Origin of the sequence: Paenibacillus sp. FSL F4-0125 (genome assembly GCF_038008565.1) — a bacterium.
Lineage (GTDB): Bacteria > Bacillota > Bacilli > Paenibacillales > Paenibacillaceae > Paenibacillus_AQ.
Map to the genome: position 1 here is coordinate 3,672,413 of NZ_JBBOZJ010000001.1, position 21,233 is coordinate 3,693,645.

General features: G+C 43.4%; 17 protein-coding genes. 4 read left to right on the top strand and 13 right to left on the bottom strand.

Annotated features, from left to right (window positions below; translation table 11 throughout):
- The 5 genes from NST74_RS16225 to NST74_RS16245 all read right to left on the bottom strand — a co-directional run bounded on the left by NST74_RS16225 (window position 1) and on the right by NST74_RS16245 (window position 5,437).
- Entirely contained in the window at window positions 1-1,458 is a 1,458-nt protein-coding gene (locus tag NST74_RS16225) for a sensor histidine kinase (protein WP_076118689.1), read from the bottom strand.
- Entirely contained in the window at window positions 1,455-2,153 is a 699-nt protein-coding gene (locus tag NST74_RS16230; RefSeq protein ID WP_042128265.1) for a response regulator transcription factor, read from the bottom strand. The genes NST74_RS16225 and NST74_RS16230 overlap by 4 nt, the downstream gene beginning before the upstream one ends.
- The gene (locus tag NST74_RS16235) at window positions 2,146-3,438 is read right to left on the bottom strand and encodes a hypothetical protein (protein ID WP_341113231.1); all 1,293 of its coding nucleotides are present in this window, start codon (window positions 3,436-3,438) and stop codon (window positions 2,146-2,148) included. The genes NST74_RS16230 and NST74_RS16235 overlap by 8 nt, the downstream gene beginning before the upstream one ends.
- A 28-nt stretch (window positions 3,439-3,466) precedes the next feature.
- Window positions 3,467-4,192: a phosphonate ABC transporter ATP-binding protein gene (locus tag NST74_RS16240; protein ID WP_341113232.1), complete on the bottom strand. Its 726-nt coding sequence runs from the start codon at window positions 4,190-4,192 to the stop codon at window positions 3,467-3,469.
- Between the two features lie 90 nt (window positions 4,193-4,282).
- Entirely contained in the window at window positions 4,283-5,437 is a 1,155-nt protein-coding gene (locus NST74_RS16245; RefSeq protein WP_341115906.1) for an MFS transporter, read from the bottom strand.
- 162 nt (window positions 5,438-5,599) lie between these two features.
- Here NST74_RS16245 and NST74_RS16250 point away from each other — a divergent pair, with 162 nt between their 5' ends.
- The 3 genes from NST74_RS16250 to NST74_RS16260 all read left to right on the top strand — a co-directional run bounded on the left by NST74_RS16250 (window position 5,600) and on the right by NST74_RS16260 (window position 8,129).
- On the top strand, window positions 5,600-6,517 hold the full coding sequence (locus tag NST74_RS16250; protein ID WP_076118692.1) for an ArsR/SmtB family transcription factor: 918 nt from the start codon (window positions 5,600-5,602) through the stop codon (window positions 6,515-6,517).
- 36 nt (window positions 6,518-6,553) lie between these two features.
- Window positions 6,554-7,300: an HAD family hydrolase gene (locus NST74_RS16255; protein ID WP_042128270.1), complete on the top strand. Its 747-nt coding sequence runs from the start codon at window positions 6,554-6,556 to the stop codon at window positions 7,298-7,300.
- A 103-nt stretch (window positions 7,301-7,403) separates the two neighbouring features.
- Window positions 7,404-8,129: a DsbA family protein gene (locus NST74_RS16260; protein WP_341113233.1), complete on the top strand. Its 726-nt coding sequence runs from the start codon at window positions 7,404-7,406 to the stop codon at window positions 8,127-8,129.
- An 84-nt stretch (window positions 8,130-8,213) separates the two neighbouring features.
- Here NST74_RS16260 and NST74_RS16265 read toward each other — a convergent pair whose 3' ends face one another.
- Complete coding sequence (locus NST74_RS16265) at window positions 8,214-10,469, bottom strand: type IA DNA topoisomerase (protein WP_341113234.1); 2,256 nt, start codon at window positions 10,467-10,469, stop codon at window positions 8,214-8,216.
- A gap of 183 nt (window positions 10,470-10,652) precedes the next feature.
- On the opposite strand from NST74_RS16265, the gene NST74_RS16270 reads away from it, so the two are divergent.
- A complete protein-coding gene (locus tag NST74_RS16270) occupies window positions 10,653-11,510 on the top strand; it encodes a pentapeptide repeat-containing protein (protein ID WP_341113236.1) in 858 nt (285 codons plus the stop codon).
- Window positions 11,511-11,526: 16 nt separating this feature from the next.
- Here NST74_RS16270 and NST74_RS16275 read toward each other — a convergent pair whose 3' ends face one another.
- The 7 genes from NST74_RS16275 to NST74_RS16305 form a co-directional block, all read right to left on the bottom strand.
- Window positions 11,527-13,239 (bottom strand): proline--tRNA ligase, encoded by a 1,713-nt coding sequence (locus tag NST74_RS16275; RefSeq protein WP_341113238.1) that lies wholly within the window; start codon window positions 13,237-13,239, stop codon window positions 11,527-11,529.
- A gap of 418 nt (window positions 13,240-13,657) precedes the next feature.
- Entirely contained in the window at window positions 13,658-15,145 is a 1,488-nt protein-coding gene (locus NST74_RS16280) for a glutamate synthase subunit beta (protein WP_341113240.1), read from the bottom strand.
- A gap of 230 nt (window positions 15,146-15,375) precedes the next feature.
- A complete protein-coding gene (locus NST74_RS16285; protein WP_341113241.1) occupies window positions 15,376-15,867 on the bottom strand; it encodes a dihydrofolate reductase in 492 nt (163 codons plus the stop codon).
- Between the two features lie 57 nt (window positions 15,868-15,924).
- Window positions 15,925-16,905, bottom strand: coding sequence for a thymidylate synthase (locus NST74_RS16290; RefSeq protein ID WP_341113242.1), 981 nt, complete (start codon window positions 16,903-16,905; stop codon window positions 15,925-15,927).
- A gap of 107 nt (window positions 16,906-17,012) precedes the next feature.
- Window positions 17,013-17,987, bottom strand: a complete 975-nt coding sequence (locus tag NST74_RS16295; protein ID WP_341115907.1) for a S66 family peptidase — start codon at window positions 17,985-17,987, stop codon at window positions 17,013-17,015.
- A gap of 181 nt (window positions 17,988-18,168) precedes the next feature.
- Window positions 18,169-19,581 (bottom strand): dihydrolipoyl dehydrogenase, encoded by a 1,413-nt coding sequence (gene lpdA, locus NST74_RS16300; protein WP_042128286.1) that lies wholly within the window; start codon window positions 19,579-19,581, stop codon window positions 18,169-18,171.
- Window positions 19,582-19,583: 2 nt separating this feature from the next.
- Window positions 19,584-21,209, bottom strand: coding sequence for a 2-oxo acid dehydrogenase subunit E2 (locus NST74_RS16305; protein WP_042128288.1), 1,626 nt, complete (start codon window positions 21,207-21,209; stop codon window positions 19,584-19,586).
- Between the last annotated feature and the right edge of the window lie 24 nt (window positions 21,210-21,233).

A 21,233-nucleotide genomic window follows, 5' to 3' on the forward strand; every position in this document is an offset into this window, starting at 1 on the left:
CTAGACATCTGAATCAGGTAATATAGCTTGATTTGGCACTACTTGATCTGAAACGACCTCAGGTGGTTTCTCAGTAAGTGGTAAGATTACGGTAACTTCCGTCCCTTTTCCAAGCTCACTTACCATATCCAGTGTCCCATTATGAAGTTCTACAATCTGCTGTGAGATCGCTAACCCCAAGCCAGTTCCCCCATTGAGTGCATCCACTTGAAAGAATCGGTCTTTAACTCTGGAAATATGCGCTTCACTAATCCCAATTCCACTATCACGAACCATGATAGCAGTCTCAGTTGAGGACAGTCTCTTCGCAGACAATTCTATACTGGAGTCCTCATGGGAAAACTTCACAGCATTATCTACCAGATTCAAGAACACTTGCTTTAGACGATTAGCATCGCCTTTAACATAGATCCCATCTTCACATTCCAGAAGCAAGTGGATACGCTTCTTCTCCGCCTTAGCCCAAATATTCAGTATCGTCTCCTGAAGTAAAACTTTCACGTCAACAATCCCAATGGATAGCTTCATTTGGTTCTGCTGCAGCTTTGAAAAGTCGAGAATCTCCTCCACTAGACCAATCAGTCGTTCACTTTCTTTAGAAATAATACTTACACCAAGCTTCGTCTCCTCCGGATCATAGCCGCCAGAGATCAATGTCTCACTCCAGCCCTTGATACTCGTAAGTGGTGTTCGTAGCTCATGTGAAATAGAAGAAATAAAATCATCCTTAATCTGATTGCTTCGCACAATTTCTTGAGCCATATAATTCAGCGTTGAAGCTAAATCACCAATCTCAAACTTGTAATTCCCCTTAATTCGCACATTAAATCTGCCCTTAGCCATCTGGGCTGAAACTGCTGTAATGTTATTGAGCGGTTTTACGATAGAATTGGCAAGTCCGAAGCTGAATACGATAACAACAGCCAAGACAGCTGCACCTATTCCAATCGACAGTAATGTAAGATTAAGCAAGTCGTTGTTAATGCCTTCTAGTGAAGTAAGATACCTTAGAACATACGTATCACGACCGTGAATCTGTAACATTTTAGATACAGCCATAACGCTCTCGTTAGTACCACTCTGGCGCCCTACCCAGCGGCCAATACTGCCTCCTACTGCTTCTGGGACGTCACTGGTTGTAATCGTACGGTCAGGCTGAAAACCAGTTGAACTGGTAATCATATCCCCATTCAGGGTCAATACTTCCAGTTCGGTATTGTTCAGCGAAAATCTATCCAGCAGTTCTTGCAGCTGGTTCGAATTGTTATCGCCACCTAACTGATATTTATGGTAGAACGTCTCTGCCATGGTAATGTGGTTTTTTATCTTGCTATAAACACTGTCATAATAATACGTTCTGATGGCAAGCAAGAAGATAACTTCTACAAGGAGAAGCGCCAAAAAAACTACAAGAATGTAGTGTAGAACGATTTGCCTGCGCATCCCCTTCTTAATCATTGTACTTGGCCTTTCCATCTATATCCGTGTCCCCATACCGTTTGCAAAAATTCTGGCTCCGACGGATTATTTTCTATCTTTTGGCGCAGACGACGAATATTCACATCCACAATTTTGGGATCACCCATATACTCCTTACCCCACACATGATCCAGCAGAAGATCGCGGCTGAGTGGTGTATTTTCTTTTTCAAGAAAGAATTGAATTAATGAAAACTCCGTTGGCGTCAGTTCAATCGCTTCATTGTCACGCTTGAAATGTTTGGAAATTAGATCCAGGGTGAAAGGACCTGAAACAAAAGAGACCTTCGCTGACTGTTCACGATGAACGTTCACTCGACGCAGCAAGGATTGAATTCTAGCTATCAGTTCTGTCGGGCTGAATGGCTTACTGACATGGTCATCAGCACCTACGGATAAAGCATACACTTTATCTTGCTCTTGAACCTTGGCGGTCAGAAAAATAATACCCAAACGTTCATTGGTTTCTCTAACTCGTCTACATACTTCAAATCCATCAATACCTGGAACCATTACATCCAATAGGGCGATATCAATATCAGGAATCGTGGTTAACTTGTGAAGGGCTTCATGCCCATCCGCAGCCTCTATCACTTCGAAACCATTACGCTTCAAGTTGATAACAATAAAACTACGAATAGACTCCTCATCTTCCAGTATCAGTACTTTACTCATCTATTCCCTTCCTTTCTATAGGGGAAGCAATTTTATTACTTCCTTCCGTTGTTGTACTTTGTTCTAACTTACCGCGGTAGGCGATAACCTTAGCTGCATCACGTGCAAGAAGATCCCAACCGTCATTCTTTACACGGTCCCATTCAGAAGGAGAAAAGAAAGCAACCTCCGCAACCGTCTCACCGGTATCAGACATGATGAACTTAAGGTTCTCATCCAAAACCGATTTCGTATCAACCGTCACCTTCTCATGCCATTCTGGAGAAAAATTAATATTGAATCGATCCGATGGATCATGATATAGCTGGGTTGTGAAGGTCAGACCGTCTTTTCCATCCCATTTATAATAGGAGGTAAAGTATGGAATTTCAGCTGGATCGAAATACTCCCACCCTTTGGGTACCTCAAGTAATCCAATTTCAATAATGCCATCATGATCAATATCTTCGCTTGCAATCCGACGATCTTTATAAGTCCGCGCATCACCTGGTAAAACCACACGCAGCTTATTATTCTCCATAAGAACAATCGAGGAATAAGCAGATTGAGAATCCACTGCAGCATCCAATACGATTCCTTCTTTATCCTCCGAGATTTTTCCTGCAACAATATTGTAATAATTGTTAAAATAAGGGTCTATATCATCAAGTTTATCGAGAACCTTAAAGCCATCATCATTGTACTGATAGATTGAAATGGTCGAAAATTCATTCCTTTTAAAATAAACAACGGTGATGTCTTCAATTCCGTCTCCGTTTAGATCATCAATCATATATTTTGTATACGGATGTGAAAGCAACTCTACCAATGAACCGCTGGAATAGCTATAGACCACTAGCCCCTTTTCTTCACCTCGTGAATATCCGGTAACAATTTCAAGCTTCCCATCACCCGTCATGTCCTTTATATCAACCGACTCCAGCACAGTTCCGTCACCATCGAATACAAGCTTCTTGACCCAGGTGTCGCCTTGTTTCTCCAAGATCATCCCGTGAATCTCTACAGCTTCTCCAGGTGTCTTATAGAACACTAGTGTCTCCATTATTCCATCCTTATTGAGATCCTCAGTAAAGATGGTACTATCCTCGTCATTGGTCGGTCGAATCAACGTGGACCCCGCTGGCTTAAGTGAATTAATAGCAGCCATAAGTGTTGCTTTGTCAGCAGACAATTGTGGGGATTTCATCTTAGAAACAGGATCACTGATGAAAGTACAACCCGACAGAACGGATAACGTCAGCGTTGCGGCTACAAAGCACCTAAGACTTCTCATATTCAACTTCATCACTCTTTTCCTTATCCGTGTCCAAAATTTAAAGATTTTCACGTTCTTGGAACGTTAATCTACGCCCCTTTATATCATGCTTAATTCTGCCATCTTCTAGTACCCAAAGACGTGTAGCAAAACGTTCGGCTAATTCTATCGGAAGTACAGTTATAACCGTAAGGCCGGTTTCTTTACACAGCTTCCGCAATGTTTCCAACACATTCTCTGCGGATTTAGGATCTAATCCCGTTACCGGCTCATCCGCTAAAATCACTTTCGCACCATGAGTCAATGCTCTCGCAATTGCTACACGCTGCCTTTCACCACCACTAAGTTGGCTCGCCTTCATCTTCGCCTTATCCAGAAGGCCGAGGGCATCCAATTCATCCATTGCACCCATATAATCATCTGAACGTACCATCCCAGTAACCATTCGCCATAAAGGCGTTTGCGCGGACTGGCCGATCAGTACATTTTTCAATGCAGTACGGTTCGGATTGAGCTCTGCATTCTGCTCCAGGTAAGCCCACTCGCGGCGGATCTTTCTTTTACCTGTAAAGGCACTCGCCATAATATCTGTACCGTCTACTCTAAAATTCCCTCTATCCCATTTCTCACGCAGCGCTAAACAACGCAGTAAAGTGGTCTTACCGCTCCCGCTAGCTCCAAGTATTGCTACGAACTCACCCGGTTCTAATTGAAAGCCTATATCCTGTAGAACTGGGTTTTTATCTTCCCCAACTGCCTTGGCTAAGTGTTCAACTGTGATCATAGTTCAGCCTCTCCCTGTCTTTATCTATAATCTATAGTGTACTCTGAAAGCCAGATGAATTTCCATGCGAGCACTCGTTCTTATCTTACCTCAAATTTTTTGCCGTGGCGAGAAAAATAACCCAAGCAATCCGAACATGATATATAAAGCGCCCATCATGCCGAAAATCCCCCCGCCCCAGCCGACTTGCATGAGCAAACCACCGATACCTGGACCTATAATACTGCCTATACTGAAATGAAAGGAAGCAACCACATTTGCAGCAGGCAGTAAATGTCGTGGTAAAATATCCGCAGCTAAGCTTAGCCCTAATGAAAAAAAAGAACCTACAAGACCACCTGCAATCATCAGCAGTACCATAGTCACTTTAAAATGGTCTCCTGCTAGCGGCAGCAATGCGAAGGCAATTCCGCCTCCAATCCCGGTTAGAATCAATACCTTCATTCGACCATAACGGTCGCTCCAGAGCCCTAGTGGGAATTGTAACAACAGTCCCCCTATACCTGCAAAAGGCAATAAGGCTGCAATTTGATCCGTGCTGTAACCGATCCGGAGGCCATACACTGGAAAATTACTGTTTAAACTCGCCTCCATGAAACCGTATAAGAGTGCTGGAATTAAAGCGAACCAGGCTAAACTGTAACAACGTCCAAAACGGCGTACCTGACTCTCTCCACTCTCAACTTTATCTGGGCGGGAATCCGGAAGCATTGTAACGGCAAGTATTAGGACTAATAAAAATAGAAATGCTAGAACTAAAAAAGGTGTTGCCTGACCAAATCGCAGCAGGCTAATTCCCAGCGGTCCCAAGCTAAAGCCCAGGCCATAGGACATCCCGTACAGGGATAGATTTCGTCCGCGATGCTCGGCAGGCGTCATTAGCAGTACCCATAACTGTGCGGCATAATTGATAGCTGCATCACCAACACCTACAAGCAAACGCAATACAAACCATATTTTGATGCCAGGAAAAAAGGGGAACAGAAGTAAGCTTACTAAGACTAGGCTGATCCCGCCAGCAATCAATTTTTTGAATCCAATCGCTCCGAGAACTCTTTCAGCGATCAAGGTCATTCCGAATGATCCTATGTATAGAGCCGCTGCATTTAGTCCATTAAGCGAAGAGGAAACTCCTTTCTGCTCCAATAGAATGGATAATACGGGAAGCAGCATTCCTTGGCTGAGTCCAGCCGCTATGGTAGCGGTAATAAGAATCATGAAATTCATTTTGCTGTTACTGCGAATAGATACTCTTGGCCGGTCTGACACAGATGATATCCCCCTAAAATTAATAACGCTAATTTGATCTAACGCCAATTGGCAAACACCGAACATTATAGTGGACAACCCTCTTCAAAACAAGAGATAATATGAAGATGTTACGGATTTCCTGGGGGTGCATGAGACATGGAGTACGAATTAAAGATCGACGTATCGCCGGTGTATGAACTGCTAGACAGTTTTATGTTATATGTAACTAGAAAATGGATCTCCAATTTAGATATTGGTCCCCACTGGATAAGTGATGTGGAAGATCGCATTTCTTCTCATAAGGTAACAGCTTTAATGCAAGCCGCTGAGTGGCCATTTACGGATTATGATGTGCTGTATGCCTGGGTTTACATTCGAGGACCTGCAACCTCAGTGCTGCATTTCTTCGATGATCTGGATTCCGCTTCCATAGAAGAATGTTATCAGCAGATTGCTCCCCTCATTCAAGAGTTTACGATTGAAGATGCATTGCGGATCCGGAACAGCTATAGTCCACTCTTGCGTCTCTGGTACGAACAATACTTCCGCCATGTGGAGCACAAAATTTTACCGCTATTAATTGAAGATGCTTCTGAGAAAAAAATGCTTGAAAGCAAAATGGACCCCATTTCTTTAATTGAATACGCATCAGGCGGTGTAGTTTTCGAGGAGATTAAGGATCTAAAGACGATTGTATTATTGCCAACTGTTCATAATCGTCCGATTAACACCTACTGCTTCTACAAAACTATGGTGATTGTACAGTATCCTGTAGATGTGCCTTTAGAAGACGAAAATGAACCCCCTATGGTGCTGTTGCGCATGACTAAGGCGCTTTCCGACCCCACCAGACTTCGGTTACTCCGCTATGTCGCACATGAACCAAAGTCATTGTGGGAAATGCAATCCGATCTCAATCAATCCAGAGAAATGCTCATGCACCACCTTATGATTCTACGAGTAGCCGGCTTACTCCGCATCCATTTAAGAGGTGAACAAGACGAACGCTTCAGTATTCGTCCAGATGGCGCCTCAGAGCTTCAAATGTTCCTAGAGTCTTATATTTACCTATAGACCACTATACAGATACAGATCCAAGGAGTGAGAGATATGAAATACATGACACAACAGGTGATTTTCGATCTAGATGATACACTGGTTCACTGCAACAAATACTTCGATTTGATTTTAGGGCAATATTTTGAGCTGATGACAGATTGGTTTAATGAATTTGGCCCGAGCACGAGTGAATTACGCAACAAACAAATAGAAATTGATGTGCACACGGTCAACACAAGTGGTCTTGCCAGCGATAATTTCCCTAAATCCCTAATCGCTACCTACCGTTATTTTTGTGCTAAATATAATCGCCCGACAGACCGTTTTCAAGAACAGCAATTACACAAGCTCGGACTAAGTGTCTACGACCAAGAAATCGAAGCTTATCCCGGCATGGTTGAAACGCTCGATACGTTGAAGCAGGACGGTCACCATTTATTCCTGTACACAGGTGGAGACGATACGATCCAACAACGTAAGATAGAGCAAATGAAGCTGGATGCTTACTTTGATGATCGGATCTACATTCGTCAACATAAAAATGTTGAGGCACTTGAAAATATTTTGACTACACAAGGGTTTGACCGCAAACGTACCTGGATGATTGGTAACTCGTTACGGACAGATGTACTCCCTGCAGTGACCGCAGGCATTAACAGTATCTATCTAAAGCAACAGAATGAATGGAGTTACAACCTTATAGAACTGGAGCAAGAGATGCAGCAAGCTGTGAAGACCATTTCCTCCATCCATGAGGTGCCTCCTGTTATTCGTACAGCTACCCTGCAGAAACTCTAGGTGCTACGTAAACTTAGACATTGTTACAAATGACATATCCATTCTATCTCTAGGATGATTATACTATTTTTGTATAATTCCCATATGAGGTAGGAGATGAGATATGAACAAGAACGTGAAGTCCAACCATTCTCGAACTAACAAACCAATGCTTCCCATGCTCTTAGGCGTAGTAGTAGTTATCCTTGTCGCTGTTATTGTCTTTATTCTGAATGACAAGACGGACAGTACTGATGGACTACCTAACTACACCGATGTGAAGGGGAGCATTGTTGTTGACGGGCTGAAATATGAAAAGCAACCTCATCTTGGTAGTCCTGATGCCAAAATCAAAGTTATCGAATTCGCAGATTTCAAATGTCCCGCCTGCAAAAATTGGACAGAGAAATATCTGGATACTTTTGTTAAGGACTATGTGGAGACCGGAAAAGTTGAACTCTTCTTCATGAACTTTGCCTTCTTGGATCGAGATTCCTATCTAGCGGCAAGTGCAGGTGAAGCCATCTATAAGCAAAGCAACGAGAAGTTCTGGGAATACCTCCATAAGCTATATGCCAATCAAGGTGATGAGAGCAAAATATGGGCCACACAGAAGTTCATTCTAAATTTCGTCAAAGATAACATTGAAGGCATTGATTATGCACAATTCGAGACAGATCTCAAGAATCATACCTACATGTTCGACGTCAAAGAAGACTTCAAAATTGCGGGATCCTACGGGGTTAATGGTACACCTAAATTTATGGTAAATGGTGCCCTACTTCCAGACTCCTCCTATGAAGGGCTAACTGCAGCGATTGAAGCGCAATTAGCTAAAGCTACTGAATAATTAGCGAATAAAAATGGTGTCTCTGCCACGTATCCAACATGGCTGAAGACACCTTTTTGCCGTACATACATTCTTTCCGATCGGCTATGACTCTACTGCTAGTTGGCCCGTATCCATATTCTGAAGCACTAATTTGCCTTCAAGTGGCGTACCGTCTTCGCTGGTTAGCTTTAGCTTGCCCGTCCGACCTTTCTCAATCAAGGCTTTCACTTGCGCATCCGTGAGTGTACGACCATGGTTCTCTTTCCAGATCACGAATTTGCAGCCTTCCTTGTAATGAGAGCAGCCGTAGCCTTTTTTACCCATAAAAATCATACCACCACAGCCGGGACGTGGACAGTTTCCGATAATTTTAGGCCCTGAATTTGCAGCTTCCGCTTCGCTACTTGCCTTACGTTTTCGCGGTGCCGCAGGTTTTTCAGTGGTTTTACGGGTTGTGCTTGCACCGCCTCGACCTTTAGCACCTGTATTGACAGAAGGCGTTTCCCCTTCAAAAGAGGTTTTGGACGCCCGAGATTGTACTCGTACTTTATCGACGATCATACAAGCGAATCTTTTTACATTCTCCATAAACTGTCCGTCCGACGCCGTTCCTCTGGAGATTTCGTTCAAGCGGCGCTCCCATTGTCCGGTCATTTCAGGCGAAGTTAACAGCTCAATACCCGCTCCACGTATCAGCTCAATAGCTGTGCGTCCTTTTTGCGTGATGGCAATTTTTTTACCTTGCATTTCAATATATCCTACATTCTTAAGCCGTTCTATAGTTGCTGCGCGGGTAGCCGGAGTTCCTAGCCCTGAATCCTTCATGGCATCACGAAGCTCTTCATCCTCAATCTGCTTGCCCGCACTTTCCATCGCTCTAAGCAGCGTACCTTCTGTATAGTGCTTTGGTGGCTGTGTATCTTTCTCTTTAACGACAGCATCACTACAGATCACTTCATCTGCTGGAGCGATAGCGAACGGTTCATTCACTTCAATTTCTTCGTCTTCCTCATCATCCTTGTTTTTACCTTTGGACGACTTGGCTTTATCCTTTTTCTGGTCGGCATAAATGACCTTCCAACCTAGGCTTAACAATTCCTTGACTGTGGTTTTGAACTTTTCGTCTTCTACCTCGGTCATCACGGTATGCACTTTATACTCCGCTGCCGGATAAAACTGAGACAAAAAGCGCCGTACAATCAAATCATACAGCTTTCCCTCATCTGCACTAAGTCCTGATGCTTTACGATATGTAGGCAAAATCGCGTGGTGATCTTCCACCTTCGAGGGGTTACAGATGAATTTATTCCCTTTATGAACCAGATTGCGATTCGCACCCTTCACCCATTCATCATAAGCCGTCCCTTGCAGCGCTGATAAGGTCTTATGCATCTCAGGAATATTCTGTTCGGTAACATAGTTGGAGTTCGTCCGCGGATAAGAGATCACCTTATGCTTTTCATATAATGCTTGAGCAATATCGAGCGTCTTTTTTGCGGAAAATGCGTACTTTCCGTTCGCCTCCCGCTGCAGCAGCGTTAAATCATACAGCTTATTCGGATACTCTTTCGTTTCCTTGACCTCGTAGGAATCAATCCGGCCCGGTTTTCCTTTGACCTTGGCAGCTAGCGCTTCCGCCTTCTCTCCATCAGTCAGCCGATCTCCCTGCCACATCCCTTTATAGGTCATTTCATTCTGAGTAAAATGTCCCTCCACCTCAAAAAACTTAAGGGAGGAGAACGCCTCAATTGTCTTCTGACGATCGTAAATCAGCGCAAGCACGGGCGTTTGAACTCTACCCACGGACAGCAGCACATTATGCTTTGTAGTAAAAGCACGTGATCCGTTCATACCAATGAGCCAATCCGCTTCACTGCGTGCTTTTGCCGCTTTCGTTAGATTCTCATATTCCGATCCATCCTTCAGCTCCTGAAATCCTTTGCGAATAGTCTCTGGCGTCAAATCCGAGATCCATAGTCGCTTCACAGGATGCTCCAGCTTTAAATGGCGTTGAATAAGTGAAAAGATATGCTGCCCTTCTCGCCCCGCATCGCATGAATTCACTAAAAGGTCACTTCGTTTCGCAAGGTCTCCGATTACCTTCAGCTGATCGATCGTCCGCGCATTAGGCACCAGTTTGAACTGGTCTGGAATAATGGGCAGATCATTAATGTTCCACTTTTTGTATTTAACATCATAAGCATCCGGCTCGGCCAAACCGATTAGATGCCCTATTGCCCACGTAATAATGTACTGCTCCCCTTCAAGATAGGAACGGTAATTTTTGGCCTTCGGTTCTATTGCGGCGGCGATATTCCGCCCCATATCCGGTTTCTCCGCAATAATGAGTGTCTTCAAAAACAATCGCTCCTTACCTTTTCGTTCTTAAGTCCAAAATGCGTCCAGTATTCTATTATAACATTAACCTCGGATTTTTTTAATGGATAGGTTAGAAGGCTATTAAAATTCAGACTTCACTTAGTCTTTTCTATGAATTAGAATAGTTTGGTAAACTCTATTATAAATCGGAGGAATCAAACCGTGCCCGAGAATCACAAATTCACAGAACCTTTTACGGACAGAAACGGCCACTATCTTAAAGCAGAATGTGAGAACTGCTTCGGTTTGTGCTGTGCCGCCTTGCCTTTTTCAGCTTCAGTTGATTTTGCTATGGATAAAGCAGCCGGCCAGCCGTGTCATAACCTACAATCAGACTTTCGCTGTGGTGTACATACAGATTTAAGAACACTAGGATTTCGTGGTTGTACGGTATATGACTGTTTTGGCGCTGGGCAAAAGCTCTCTCAGGTTACCTATACTGGTGAGGACTGGCGAACGAATCCAAAAACTGCGAAGCAAATGTTCGAGGTATTTCCGGCCATGTGGCATTTACACGAATTGTTATGGTATCTAAACGAATCTTTAAACTTAGAAGTCACCCATACTATCCATGTTGAGCTGCAAGCAGCACTCGATGAGACGGAACAACTCACTTTACTTAACCCTGAATCCCTACTAAAAGTAAATGTTGACGCTCATCGAGCAAAAATAAATCTGTTGCTGCTGCAAGTCAGTGAACTTGTACGTACTGAAGCTCGCCGTAAACTAAAAAAATCTTCGAGAACTTTCAGCCGGGGTGCCGATCTTATTGGTGCTAACCTCAAAGGTGCTGATCTCAGAGGCGCCAACTTACGTGGAGCCTATTTAATTGCTGCAGATCTTAGAGATGCTGATCTTAGAGGTGCCGATCTCATAGGAGCAGATTTCCGTGATACTGACCTTAGAGGCGCTAATCTAACTGAAAGTATTTTTCTAACTCAAGCTCAGATTAATGCGGCGAAAGGCGATGACTATACAAAATTACCGCCAGCACTCTCCCGCCCTGAACAATGGTATTAGGTTTGAGTTATAGAAATTAATTCAGCTGTGAAAAGATCGCTTGGATACGAGTAACTGCTTCGACTAACTCTAGGACCTCTTTTCCTGCTGTGTTTCTTTCTAGATACTCCACCCTTCCCTGTGTTGCTTCCTTACCAACCACTAGCGTTACAGGTATACCAATCAAGCTTGAATCCTTAAATTTAACGCCAGCACGTTCATCCCTATCATCCAGCAGCGTCTCAATACCGAGCTTAGTAAGCTGAACATACAGAGCCTCTGCAACTGCCAGTTGCTCCGAGTCCTTAACAGACATTATCAAAATATGAACCTGATAAGGTGCCAATGCAACTGGCCACATGATTCCTTGATCATCATGATTCTGTTCTACAATCGCTGACAATAGACGTGAGATCCCTATTCCATAACAACCCATGATCATAGGCTGACTTTTGCCAGAACGATCTAAAAAGGAAGCTCCAAGCTTCTCACTATATCTGGTACCTAATTTAAAGACATGCCCAACTTCTATTCCTTGTTGAAAATGCAGCACGCCATCCTCGCATTGTGGACAAGCTTCACCTTCTGTTACATTGCGGAAATCCCCCACATGTTCAAGCCCAAAATCTCTACCCGGTACAACATTACGAAAGTGATAATCTTTTTCTCCTGCTCCCGCAATCCCTTGGGTCATTCCAGACACTGTAGCATCAACTAGTACAGGTAGTGTCAAACCCACCGGCCCCACAAACCCACTCTCTACACCCGTTAAGGATTTCACAGCATCATAGTCAGCAAGCTTAATCTCCGTCGCACCTAAATATTTACTCACTTTTATCACATTTACTTCATGATCTCCTCGAACCACTACAGCAAAGAATTGTCCGTTTCCTTCATAAATCAGTGTCTTCATCACTTGTTCTGGCTGGATATCCATTTCCTGCTCTAATTGATCAATAGTACGAAGATCAGGGGTGTGGAATTTCTCTAACTCAGATAATTCGAAGCTCAATTCTTTCTTATTAGACTGTATGGCTTCTGCCTGTTCCAGATTCGCTGCGTAATCACAAGAGGAACAAACAGCAATCGTATCCTCCCCGATATCAGCCAGTGCCATAAATTCATGGCTTCCTCCTTCCCCACCAATCGCACCAGAATCTGCATGTACAGCTCTGAACTTCAGTCCACAACGCTTAAATATTCGATGATAAGCTTCGTACATTTGGAGGTACGATTGATCAAGTCCTTCTAAGCTTATGTCAAAAGAGTACGCATCCTTCATCAAGAACTCTCTGCCTCTTAGCAATCCAGAACGTGGACGCCGTTCATCTCGGAACTTAGTCTGAATCTGATAAACGGTAACAGGAAGCTTACGATAAGAGCTGATCTCATTTCGCACAAGTGAGGTTACTACTTCTTCATGCGTTGGACCGAGTATGAATTCCCGCTCATGACGATCCTTAAAAGTCATCAACTCCTTACCATATACATCATAACGTTCTGATTCTTTCCATAGTTCTGCAGGCTGCATGGATGGCATTAGAATTTCCTGAGTTCCAGAATGATCCATCTCCTCTCTCACAATCGCTTCTATCTTCCGCAGAACCCGCCGTCCAAGAGGTAAATAGGTATACACTCCCGCAGCTAATTGGCGGATATACCCCGCACGCAGCAATAACTGATGACTGATTGTCTCCGCCTCGGAAGGCACCTCACGAAGAGTTGTTAATAATAAATTGCTTTGACGCATATTGTCTCCCCCTTAAATCATTTCTCTAAATGCAAAAAAGACACATTCGTCAGGGACGAATGTGTCGTGATACCACCCTTATTCAACTGCCAGATCAACATGCGATCCATTCTGATTTGGCAATCCTCAAATCGGATAACGGTCGATTCCGGTAGCGGGTTAGTAGATATTATCGCTACAGCTACCAAGGCAGGATACCATTCACACGTGTTTGAGGAACCTTTCACCCGGTGGGTTCCCTCTCTGTTCTAACGCTTTCTGAATCGTAGATCCTTGGTCAATGCTTTTCTCATGTGAATAATGTATTTAATTTATATGATACTGATATTTACGTCAAGCTTCTCTTTATTAAAAAGCCGTTACTCCAGCAGATAAACTGCTGGAGTAACGGCTTTTTAAACAATTATTATCCTAATCCCTAAACAAGAACGGTTGACCCCATCAAGTATTTATCCACTTCACGTGCAGCTTCGCGACCTTCGTTGATAGCCCAAACCACCAAGCTTTGACCGCGGCGCATATCACCAGCAGCAAATACTTTGTCTACATTCGTATTGAATTTACCATAACGTGCTTTCACATTTGAACGACGATCTGTTTCAAGATCAAGCTCTTGAACAATATCTTGTTCTGGGCCATCAAAACCAATGGCAATGAGAGCAAGTTGAGCAGGATATACAGCTTCGGTGCCTGGAACCGGCTGATAGATCTTACGACCTGTCTCATCCACAATCCGGCGGATTTGGACGGTGTGAAGTTCTTTCAAATTCCCCTCTTCATCACCAACAAATTTAGTGGTCATGATAGAGAACTCACGCGGATCATCCCCAAAAATGGCTTTGGCTTCTTCTTGTGCATAATCCAGCGTGTATACATTCGGGAATTGTGGCCAAGGATTAGCTATCGGATCACGTTGTAATGGTGCTTTTTCATGCGTGCCAAATTGAGTGATACTGCTGCAGCCGTGACGAAGCGCAGTGGCAACACAGTCAGAACCTGTATCCCCACCGCCCAAGACGATCACGTCTTTACCTTCAGCGGACACATAGTTGCCATCCTCAAGATTGGAATTCAAATAGCTCTTAATCGTACCATTTAAATAGTCCATAGCATACATTACACCCTTAAGCTCACTACCTTCAACGTTAAAGCGGCGTGCCTTTGTAGCTCCACCACACAGAACGACTGCATCATACTCATCAACAAGCTGCTGAGCAGGAATATCCTTGCCAACCTCAGTATTCACTACAAAATTAATACCTTCAGCGGCTAATAAATCTACACGACGCTGCACAACTCTCTTATCGAGTTTCATAGTCGGAATGCCATATGTGAGCAGACCGCCGATGCGGTCACTGCGTTCAAATACAGTTACAGTATGTCCAGCCTTATTAAGTTGTGCAGCTGCTGCGAGTCCAGCAGGCCCAGAGCCTACGATTGCAATCTTCTTGCCTGTACGTTTCTCTGGAGGATTAGGTACAACCCAGCCTTCTTCAAAACCTTTATCAATAATAGCTAGCTCAATGGTCTTAATGGTTACCGGCTGTCCAATTAGACCCACTGTGCAAGAGCCTTCGCAAGGAGCAGGACAAATACTCCCAGTAAACTCAGGGAAATTATTCGTCTTATGCAGGCGTTCCAATGCTTCTTTCCAGAGTCCGCGGTACACCAAATTATTCCACTCTGGAATTAAATTGTGAACTGGACAACCTGAGGTTCCTCCAGCCATATCAATTCCTGTATGGCAATAAGGCGTTCCGCAATCCATGCAGCGCGCTCCTTGTGTCTGAAGCTCGTCCTCGGATAAATGATGGTGGAACTCCTCCCAGTCTTTTACCCGCTGCTCAGGATCCCGATCCCCTGGGAGCTGCCGTTTATACTCCATAAAACCTGTAGGTGTAGACATGTTTACGTTTCCCCCATCCGTTCTCTTCGTGTTGAAGTATAGTACATTGTAGCATATTGCGGCTTCGTATGGTCGTGAGCAGCGCAATGAAGTACCTGCACATTCTATACCTGTAGATTATCATTTCTAATTTTAATTATAGTAGCACTCATTACTTTTGCACAGTAATGGATTAATCTACTGTTTTTTTGTACTATTTCACATGTTATGTCAGAGAAAACGTTTTATTGCTATTCCGTACGTTCATAAACAAGAAAACGGTATTCATACGGATTCTTCTCATCACGTATTCCCTTCTTATTGGAAATCTCTTTCCACACACTCCAGTCAATATCAGGAAACCGGGTATTCCCTTCAAAATCCTGTTCAATTTGGGTTAACAACAACTTGTCAGCATAAGGTAACATCAGTTTGTAAATTTCCGCACCACCGATCACCATCAGCTCATCGTCTTTTCTACCCTCTCTGAGAGCCTCCTCAAGCGTGTTTACAACCTCTGCGCCTTCAGGAGCATAATCTGTATCTCTTGTCATGATTAAGCTTGTTCTGCCCTTCAGAGGCTTCCCTCCAAGCGAATCCCACGTTTTGCGGCCCATAAGCATTCTCTTTCCTAGTGTCTCCGCTTTGAAATAAGCGAAATCCAGCGGTAAATGCCATGGCATATCATTATCTTTTCCAATGACATGATTGGTGCCCATTGCCCAAATTAAGGTAATACTCACGAAACACGCTCCTTCCTGCCTATAAAGATCAAATAATCTTGATTTATGACAATTACGTTATACTGCGATCGGCGCTTTAATCGAAGGATGCGGATTGTACCTTTCAATAACTAGGTCTTCCAGCTCGATATCAAAAAGTGATTTCTTATTTGAATTAATAACCAATGTAGGTAATGGTCTTAAGTCTCTTGATAATTGCTCTTTAACTTGTTCAACATGATTTGAATAAATATGTGCATCACTAATGCTATATACAAACTCGCCTACTTCTAGACCACACTCATGTGCTATTAAATGAGTAAGTAATGAGTAAGACGGGATATTGAAGTTAGCTCCAAGAAAAGAGTCCGCACTGCGTTGCAGCAAGTGACAGCTTAATTTACCATTTGCAACGTAGAACTGGAACATAACGTGGCAAGGTGGTAACGCTGCTTTACTCCCTTTTGCCCCAGCATTTATAACATCCTCCGGGTTCCATGCGCTAACAATTAATCGACGGGAATCAGGGTTTGTTTTGATCTGATGAATAACATCTTGTAATTGGTCAATGGATTCACCTGTAGAAGATGTCCAATTTCGCCATTGCTTACCGTAAACATTCCCTAGGTCACCATGTTTCGCTGCGAACGCATCATCTTCTAAGACACGATCACAAAATGCTTTCATCTCTGCTTGATAAACTTGATTGAAATCTTCATCAATTAAACAACGATTCCCGAAGTCTGTCATATCTGGACCAGTATATTCATCTGATTCAACCCATCTTTTGAAAGCCCATTCATCCCAAATATGATTATTGTTTTTCAGGAGATAACGGATGTTTGTGTCGCCTTTAATAAACCATAATAATTCACTTGCGATTAAGCGGAACGGTGTACGTTTTGTTGTAAATAGTGGGAAGCCTTTTGATAAATCAAATCGCATTTGATAACCAAACACACTAATTGTACCTGTTCCGGTACGATCTTCTTTTGTCACACCGTTATCTAAAATATATTGTAAAAAATCCAAATAGGTTTGTTCTAACTCATTCGTCAATTTACTGCACCTCCGTAATATTTCACCTCATATATTATATCTGAAAAATCCGATTTTTGTAGGAGGTAAGATATTTTTTAAATTTATTTAATAATATGAGGAGTTCACTACTCCGATATCCTTAACTCTACTCTAACCCCATACGCACGAAGTGAGGCTTGTCCACCTATAGGGAAAGTAATCATAGGAGATGTATGCCCAAAGTCCACGTCCGCAATGACAGGAATATCTGATAACTCTTCTTTCGATGTTATGATTTTGGTCAACAAGTTCTTATTCATGCGTGATCCTTGTTGGAATCTGCCAATAACCATTCCTTTGACATACTGAAAATCTGGTTGATGAATCAGCGATTGTAAATCCCTATCAAAGGTTACAGGAGATGATTCATAATCATCCTCGAGAAATAGAATCGAATTTTTCAAACTAGGCATATACTCCGTTCCCTGCAAAAGATTTAACGTACAAAGGTTCCCGCCGATAATCGTCCCTTGCGCTTCTCCATCATTGATAATGAATGGACCTTCATTTCTGATAAACACACGGTTCTCCTGATCCAAATACCACTCATCATCACTCCAATGCTTCGAAGGCCCCACCAATATTTCTTTATTATCCATCATCAGCTTGCGGAAATATTGGGTGGTATATTCATTGTCGTGGAGCATTGCGAAGCTAGAAAAATGTGGTCCGGAATATGTAACTAATCCTGTTTTAGCATAGATTGCATTACTTAAAGCAGTAATATCCGAATACCCGCATAATCGTTTAGGATGCTCTGCAATGATGGAATAGTCGATATAACGTAGCAGTTGATTGCTATTAAAGCCACCAATAGTCGTTAGAATCCCTTTAACATTTGGATCTAAAAAGGCTTCGTGTAAATCCTCTATTCTAGATTCAATCGAAGAGGAAACAAACTCATCCTTCTCAAAGGAATTTACGGAAAATGATATCCGAAATCCTAATTGCTGTAGCTGCTCTTTGGCAATTTTCCTTTGTTCAGCAGCAATTAATGACAGACTTCTGGCAGGTGAGATGATCCGCAACTCATCACCAGGCTTTAACTTATTGGGTTTCATCATTTGTCCTCCCTATATAAGTTTTTTAAATACGGATGATTGATTTTTATAGTGTATTCGCTCAATTTGCTTCATCTCCTCCCATTATATCTATTTTCAAAAAAAAGTGAAAAACTCAAAAAGGCGAAACGCAAATGCGTTCCGCCTTTTTTGTGCCTGCTAGAGCAATTGGGTAGAGAAATTATTTCATTACGTGAATAGGATGACCTTCAACGAGTTCAGCAGCTTCCATGACGATTTCGCCAAGGGTTGGATGCGCATGAATAGTCAAAGCGATATCTTCAAGTGTTGCGCCCATTTCAATTGCCAAACCAAGTTCAGCGATCAAGTTAGAAGCTTCGATACCAACGATTTGTGCACCAAGCACAAGGTTGTTTTCGGAGTTAGCAACAATTTTGATGAAACCTTCTGGGCTGTTCAAAGATACGGCGCGGCCATTCCCTGCGAATGGGAACTTGCCAGCTTTCACTTTGTAGCCTTTGTCTTTTGCTTCTTTCTCTGTCAGACCTACGCTAGAGCACTCAGGATCTGTAAACACAACTGCTGGGATGACTTTGTAGTCAACAACAGATGTAAGTCCTGCAATCGCTTCTGCGGCAATCTTACCTTCGTAAGAAGCTTTGTGTGCCAATGCCAGACCTGGAACAACGTCGCCGATAGCGAAGATGTTAGGAATGCTTGTGCGACCTTGGTGATCAACTTTGATCAATCCGCGATCATCAAGCTCTAGACCGATCAGATCCAGACCAAGTTCACCGTCTGTGTTAGGACGACGGCCTACAGTAACAAGCAAGTAATCCGCAGTTACTTCTTTGGATTCGCCACCAACAGAATATTTCACGGTAACTTCCTTGTCGTTCTGTACAGCACTTTCAGCTTTAGCATTAGTTACGATTTCGATGCCAGTTTTGGCCATGTTCTTCGCAACAAGACGAGTCATATCTTTATCGAAGCCTGGAAGTACAGTATCCAATCCTTCAATGATTGTTACTTTAGTACCGAATTTGGAGTACATTTGACCAAGCTCAGCGCCGATGTAACCACCACCGATTACGATCATGCTCTTCGGAATTTCTGGAAGTTCCAGAGCTTCAGTCGAAGACAAAATGCGTCCACCGAATGGGAAAGGTTTCAATTCAATCGGACGGGAACCTGTAGCAATGATACAGTGCTTGAAGCGGTAACGTGGGGATTCATGATCATTGAACACACGTGCTTCTGTGTCGCTGATAAACATGCATTCGCCGTTAAATACTTCAATTTTGTTGCCCTTCATCAAGCTAGTCACGCCGCTAGTCATTTTCTTAACTACGCCGTTTTTGAACTCTTGAGTTTTGGCAAAATCCACTTTAACGTTCTCAGCTGTAACACCGAAAACTTCACCATGCTTAGCAGATTCGAACTGATGTGCAGCAGCAATCAGTGCTTTAGAAGGAATACAACCACGGTTCAAACATACACCGCCGAGTTCCGATTTATCCACGATGAGGACCTTTTGGCCGAGCTGGGCGGCACGAATTGCCGCCACATACCCACCAGGACCTGCACCAATGACCAATGTGTCAATATCTAGAGAAGCGTCTCCTACTACCATAATTATACCTCCATAACCAGCAGCTCAGGATTATTGAGCAGCGATTTAATGTAGTTCATAAAGTTTTGAGCAGTCGCACCATCGATAATACGGTGGTCAAAGCTGAGTGACAACGCCATTACAGGAGCAACTACGATTTCACCATTCTTCACAACTGCTTTTTCACTGATACGGCCAGTTCCGAGGATAGCCACTTCAGGGAAGTTAATGATTGGAGTAAAGAACATACCGCCAGCAGAACCAATGTTACTGATAGAGATCGTGCTGCCTTTCATTTCGTTAGCAGACAATTTACCGTCACGACCACGAACTGCAAGGTCAGTGATGCTGCTAGCGATCATCCAAATGCTCTTACGGTCAGCGTCTTTGATAACTGGAACAATCAAACCGTTAGGTGTATCAGTAGCGATACCGATATTGTAGTATTTCTTGTAGACAATTTCGCCTGCTTCTTCATCAATCATAGCGTTGAGTGCTGGGAATTGACGGGAAGCTGCAACCAATGCTTTAACGATGAATGGAAGGTAAGTAACCTTAACGCCTTTTTTCTCAGCGATTGGTTTCATACGTGTACGGAATGCTACCAGTTCAGTAACATCTACTTCGTCCATAATGGTAACGTGCGGTGCAGTGTAAGCCGATTTAACCATTGCATTGGAGATCGCCTTACGAATGCCCTTGAATGGTACACGTTCTTCTTCAAGACTAACATTACCGCTCGCCGCTGCTGCTGGTGCTTTAGCTTCGGTCTTAGCAGCCTTAGGAGCTTCAGAAGCTGCCGCTGCTGGTGTTGCAGATGCTGCTGGTACTGAACCGCCTTTCAGGAATGCTTCAACGTCTTCACGAGTGATTTTGCCACCTTTTCCAGTTCCGTTCACTTTAGAAATATCCACTTTTTGCTCACGAGCAAATTTGCGAACGCTTGGTGTAGCCAATACATCACGGTCAGGAGCTGGTGCCGCACTAACAGATCCGCTTGCAGGGGAAGAAGTTGTATCTGCACTGCCTTTTGCTACATCTGCTTCTGCAGCTGCATGACCGGCTTGTTCAGGAACGTCACCTTCTGCAGCAATGATAGCTACAACATCGCCGACACGGCATACTTGACCGTCTTTAGTCAGAACTTCCAATACAGTACCGTTGACTGGACAAGGAACTTCAACTACCGCCTTGTCATTTTGAACTTCCATGATGATATCATCATCGGTTACTTTGTCACCGGCTTTGATATGCATTTTGATGATTTCACCTTCATGCAGACCTTCACCCAGTTCTGGGAACCGATATTCAAAGTTCGCTGATTTAGCATTCGCAGGAGCTGGTGCAGCAGGTGCAGGTGCAGCTGGAGCTTCTTCAGCAGCATGACCTTCTTGCTCAGGTACATCGCCCTCAGCTTCGATAATTGCTACAACTTCGCCAACACGGCATACTTGACCGTCTTTAGTCAGAACTTCCAACACAGTACCGTTCACTGGACAAGGTACCTCAACTACCGCCTTGTCATTTTGAACTTCCATTACGATATCATCATCCGTTACCTTGTCACCGGCTTTGATATGCATTTTGATGATTTCACCTTCATGCAAACCTTCACCTAGTTCAGGGAATCGGTATTCAAACTTTGCCACTTTGAAAACCTCCTTGTGAAATTG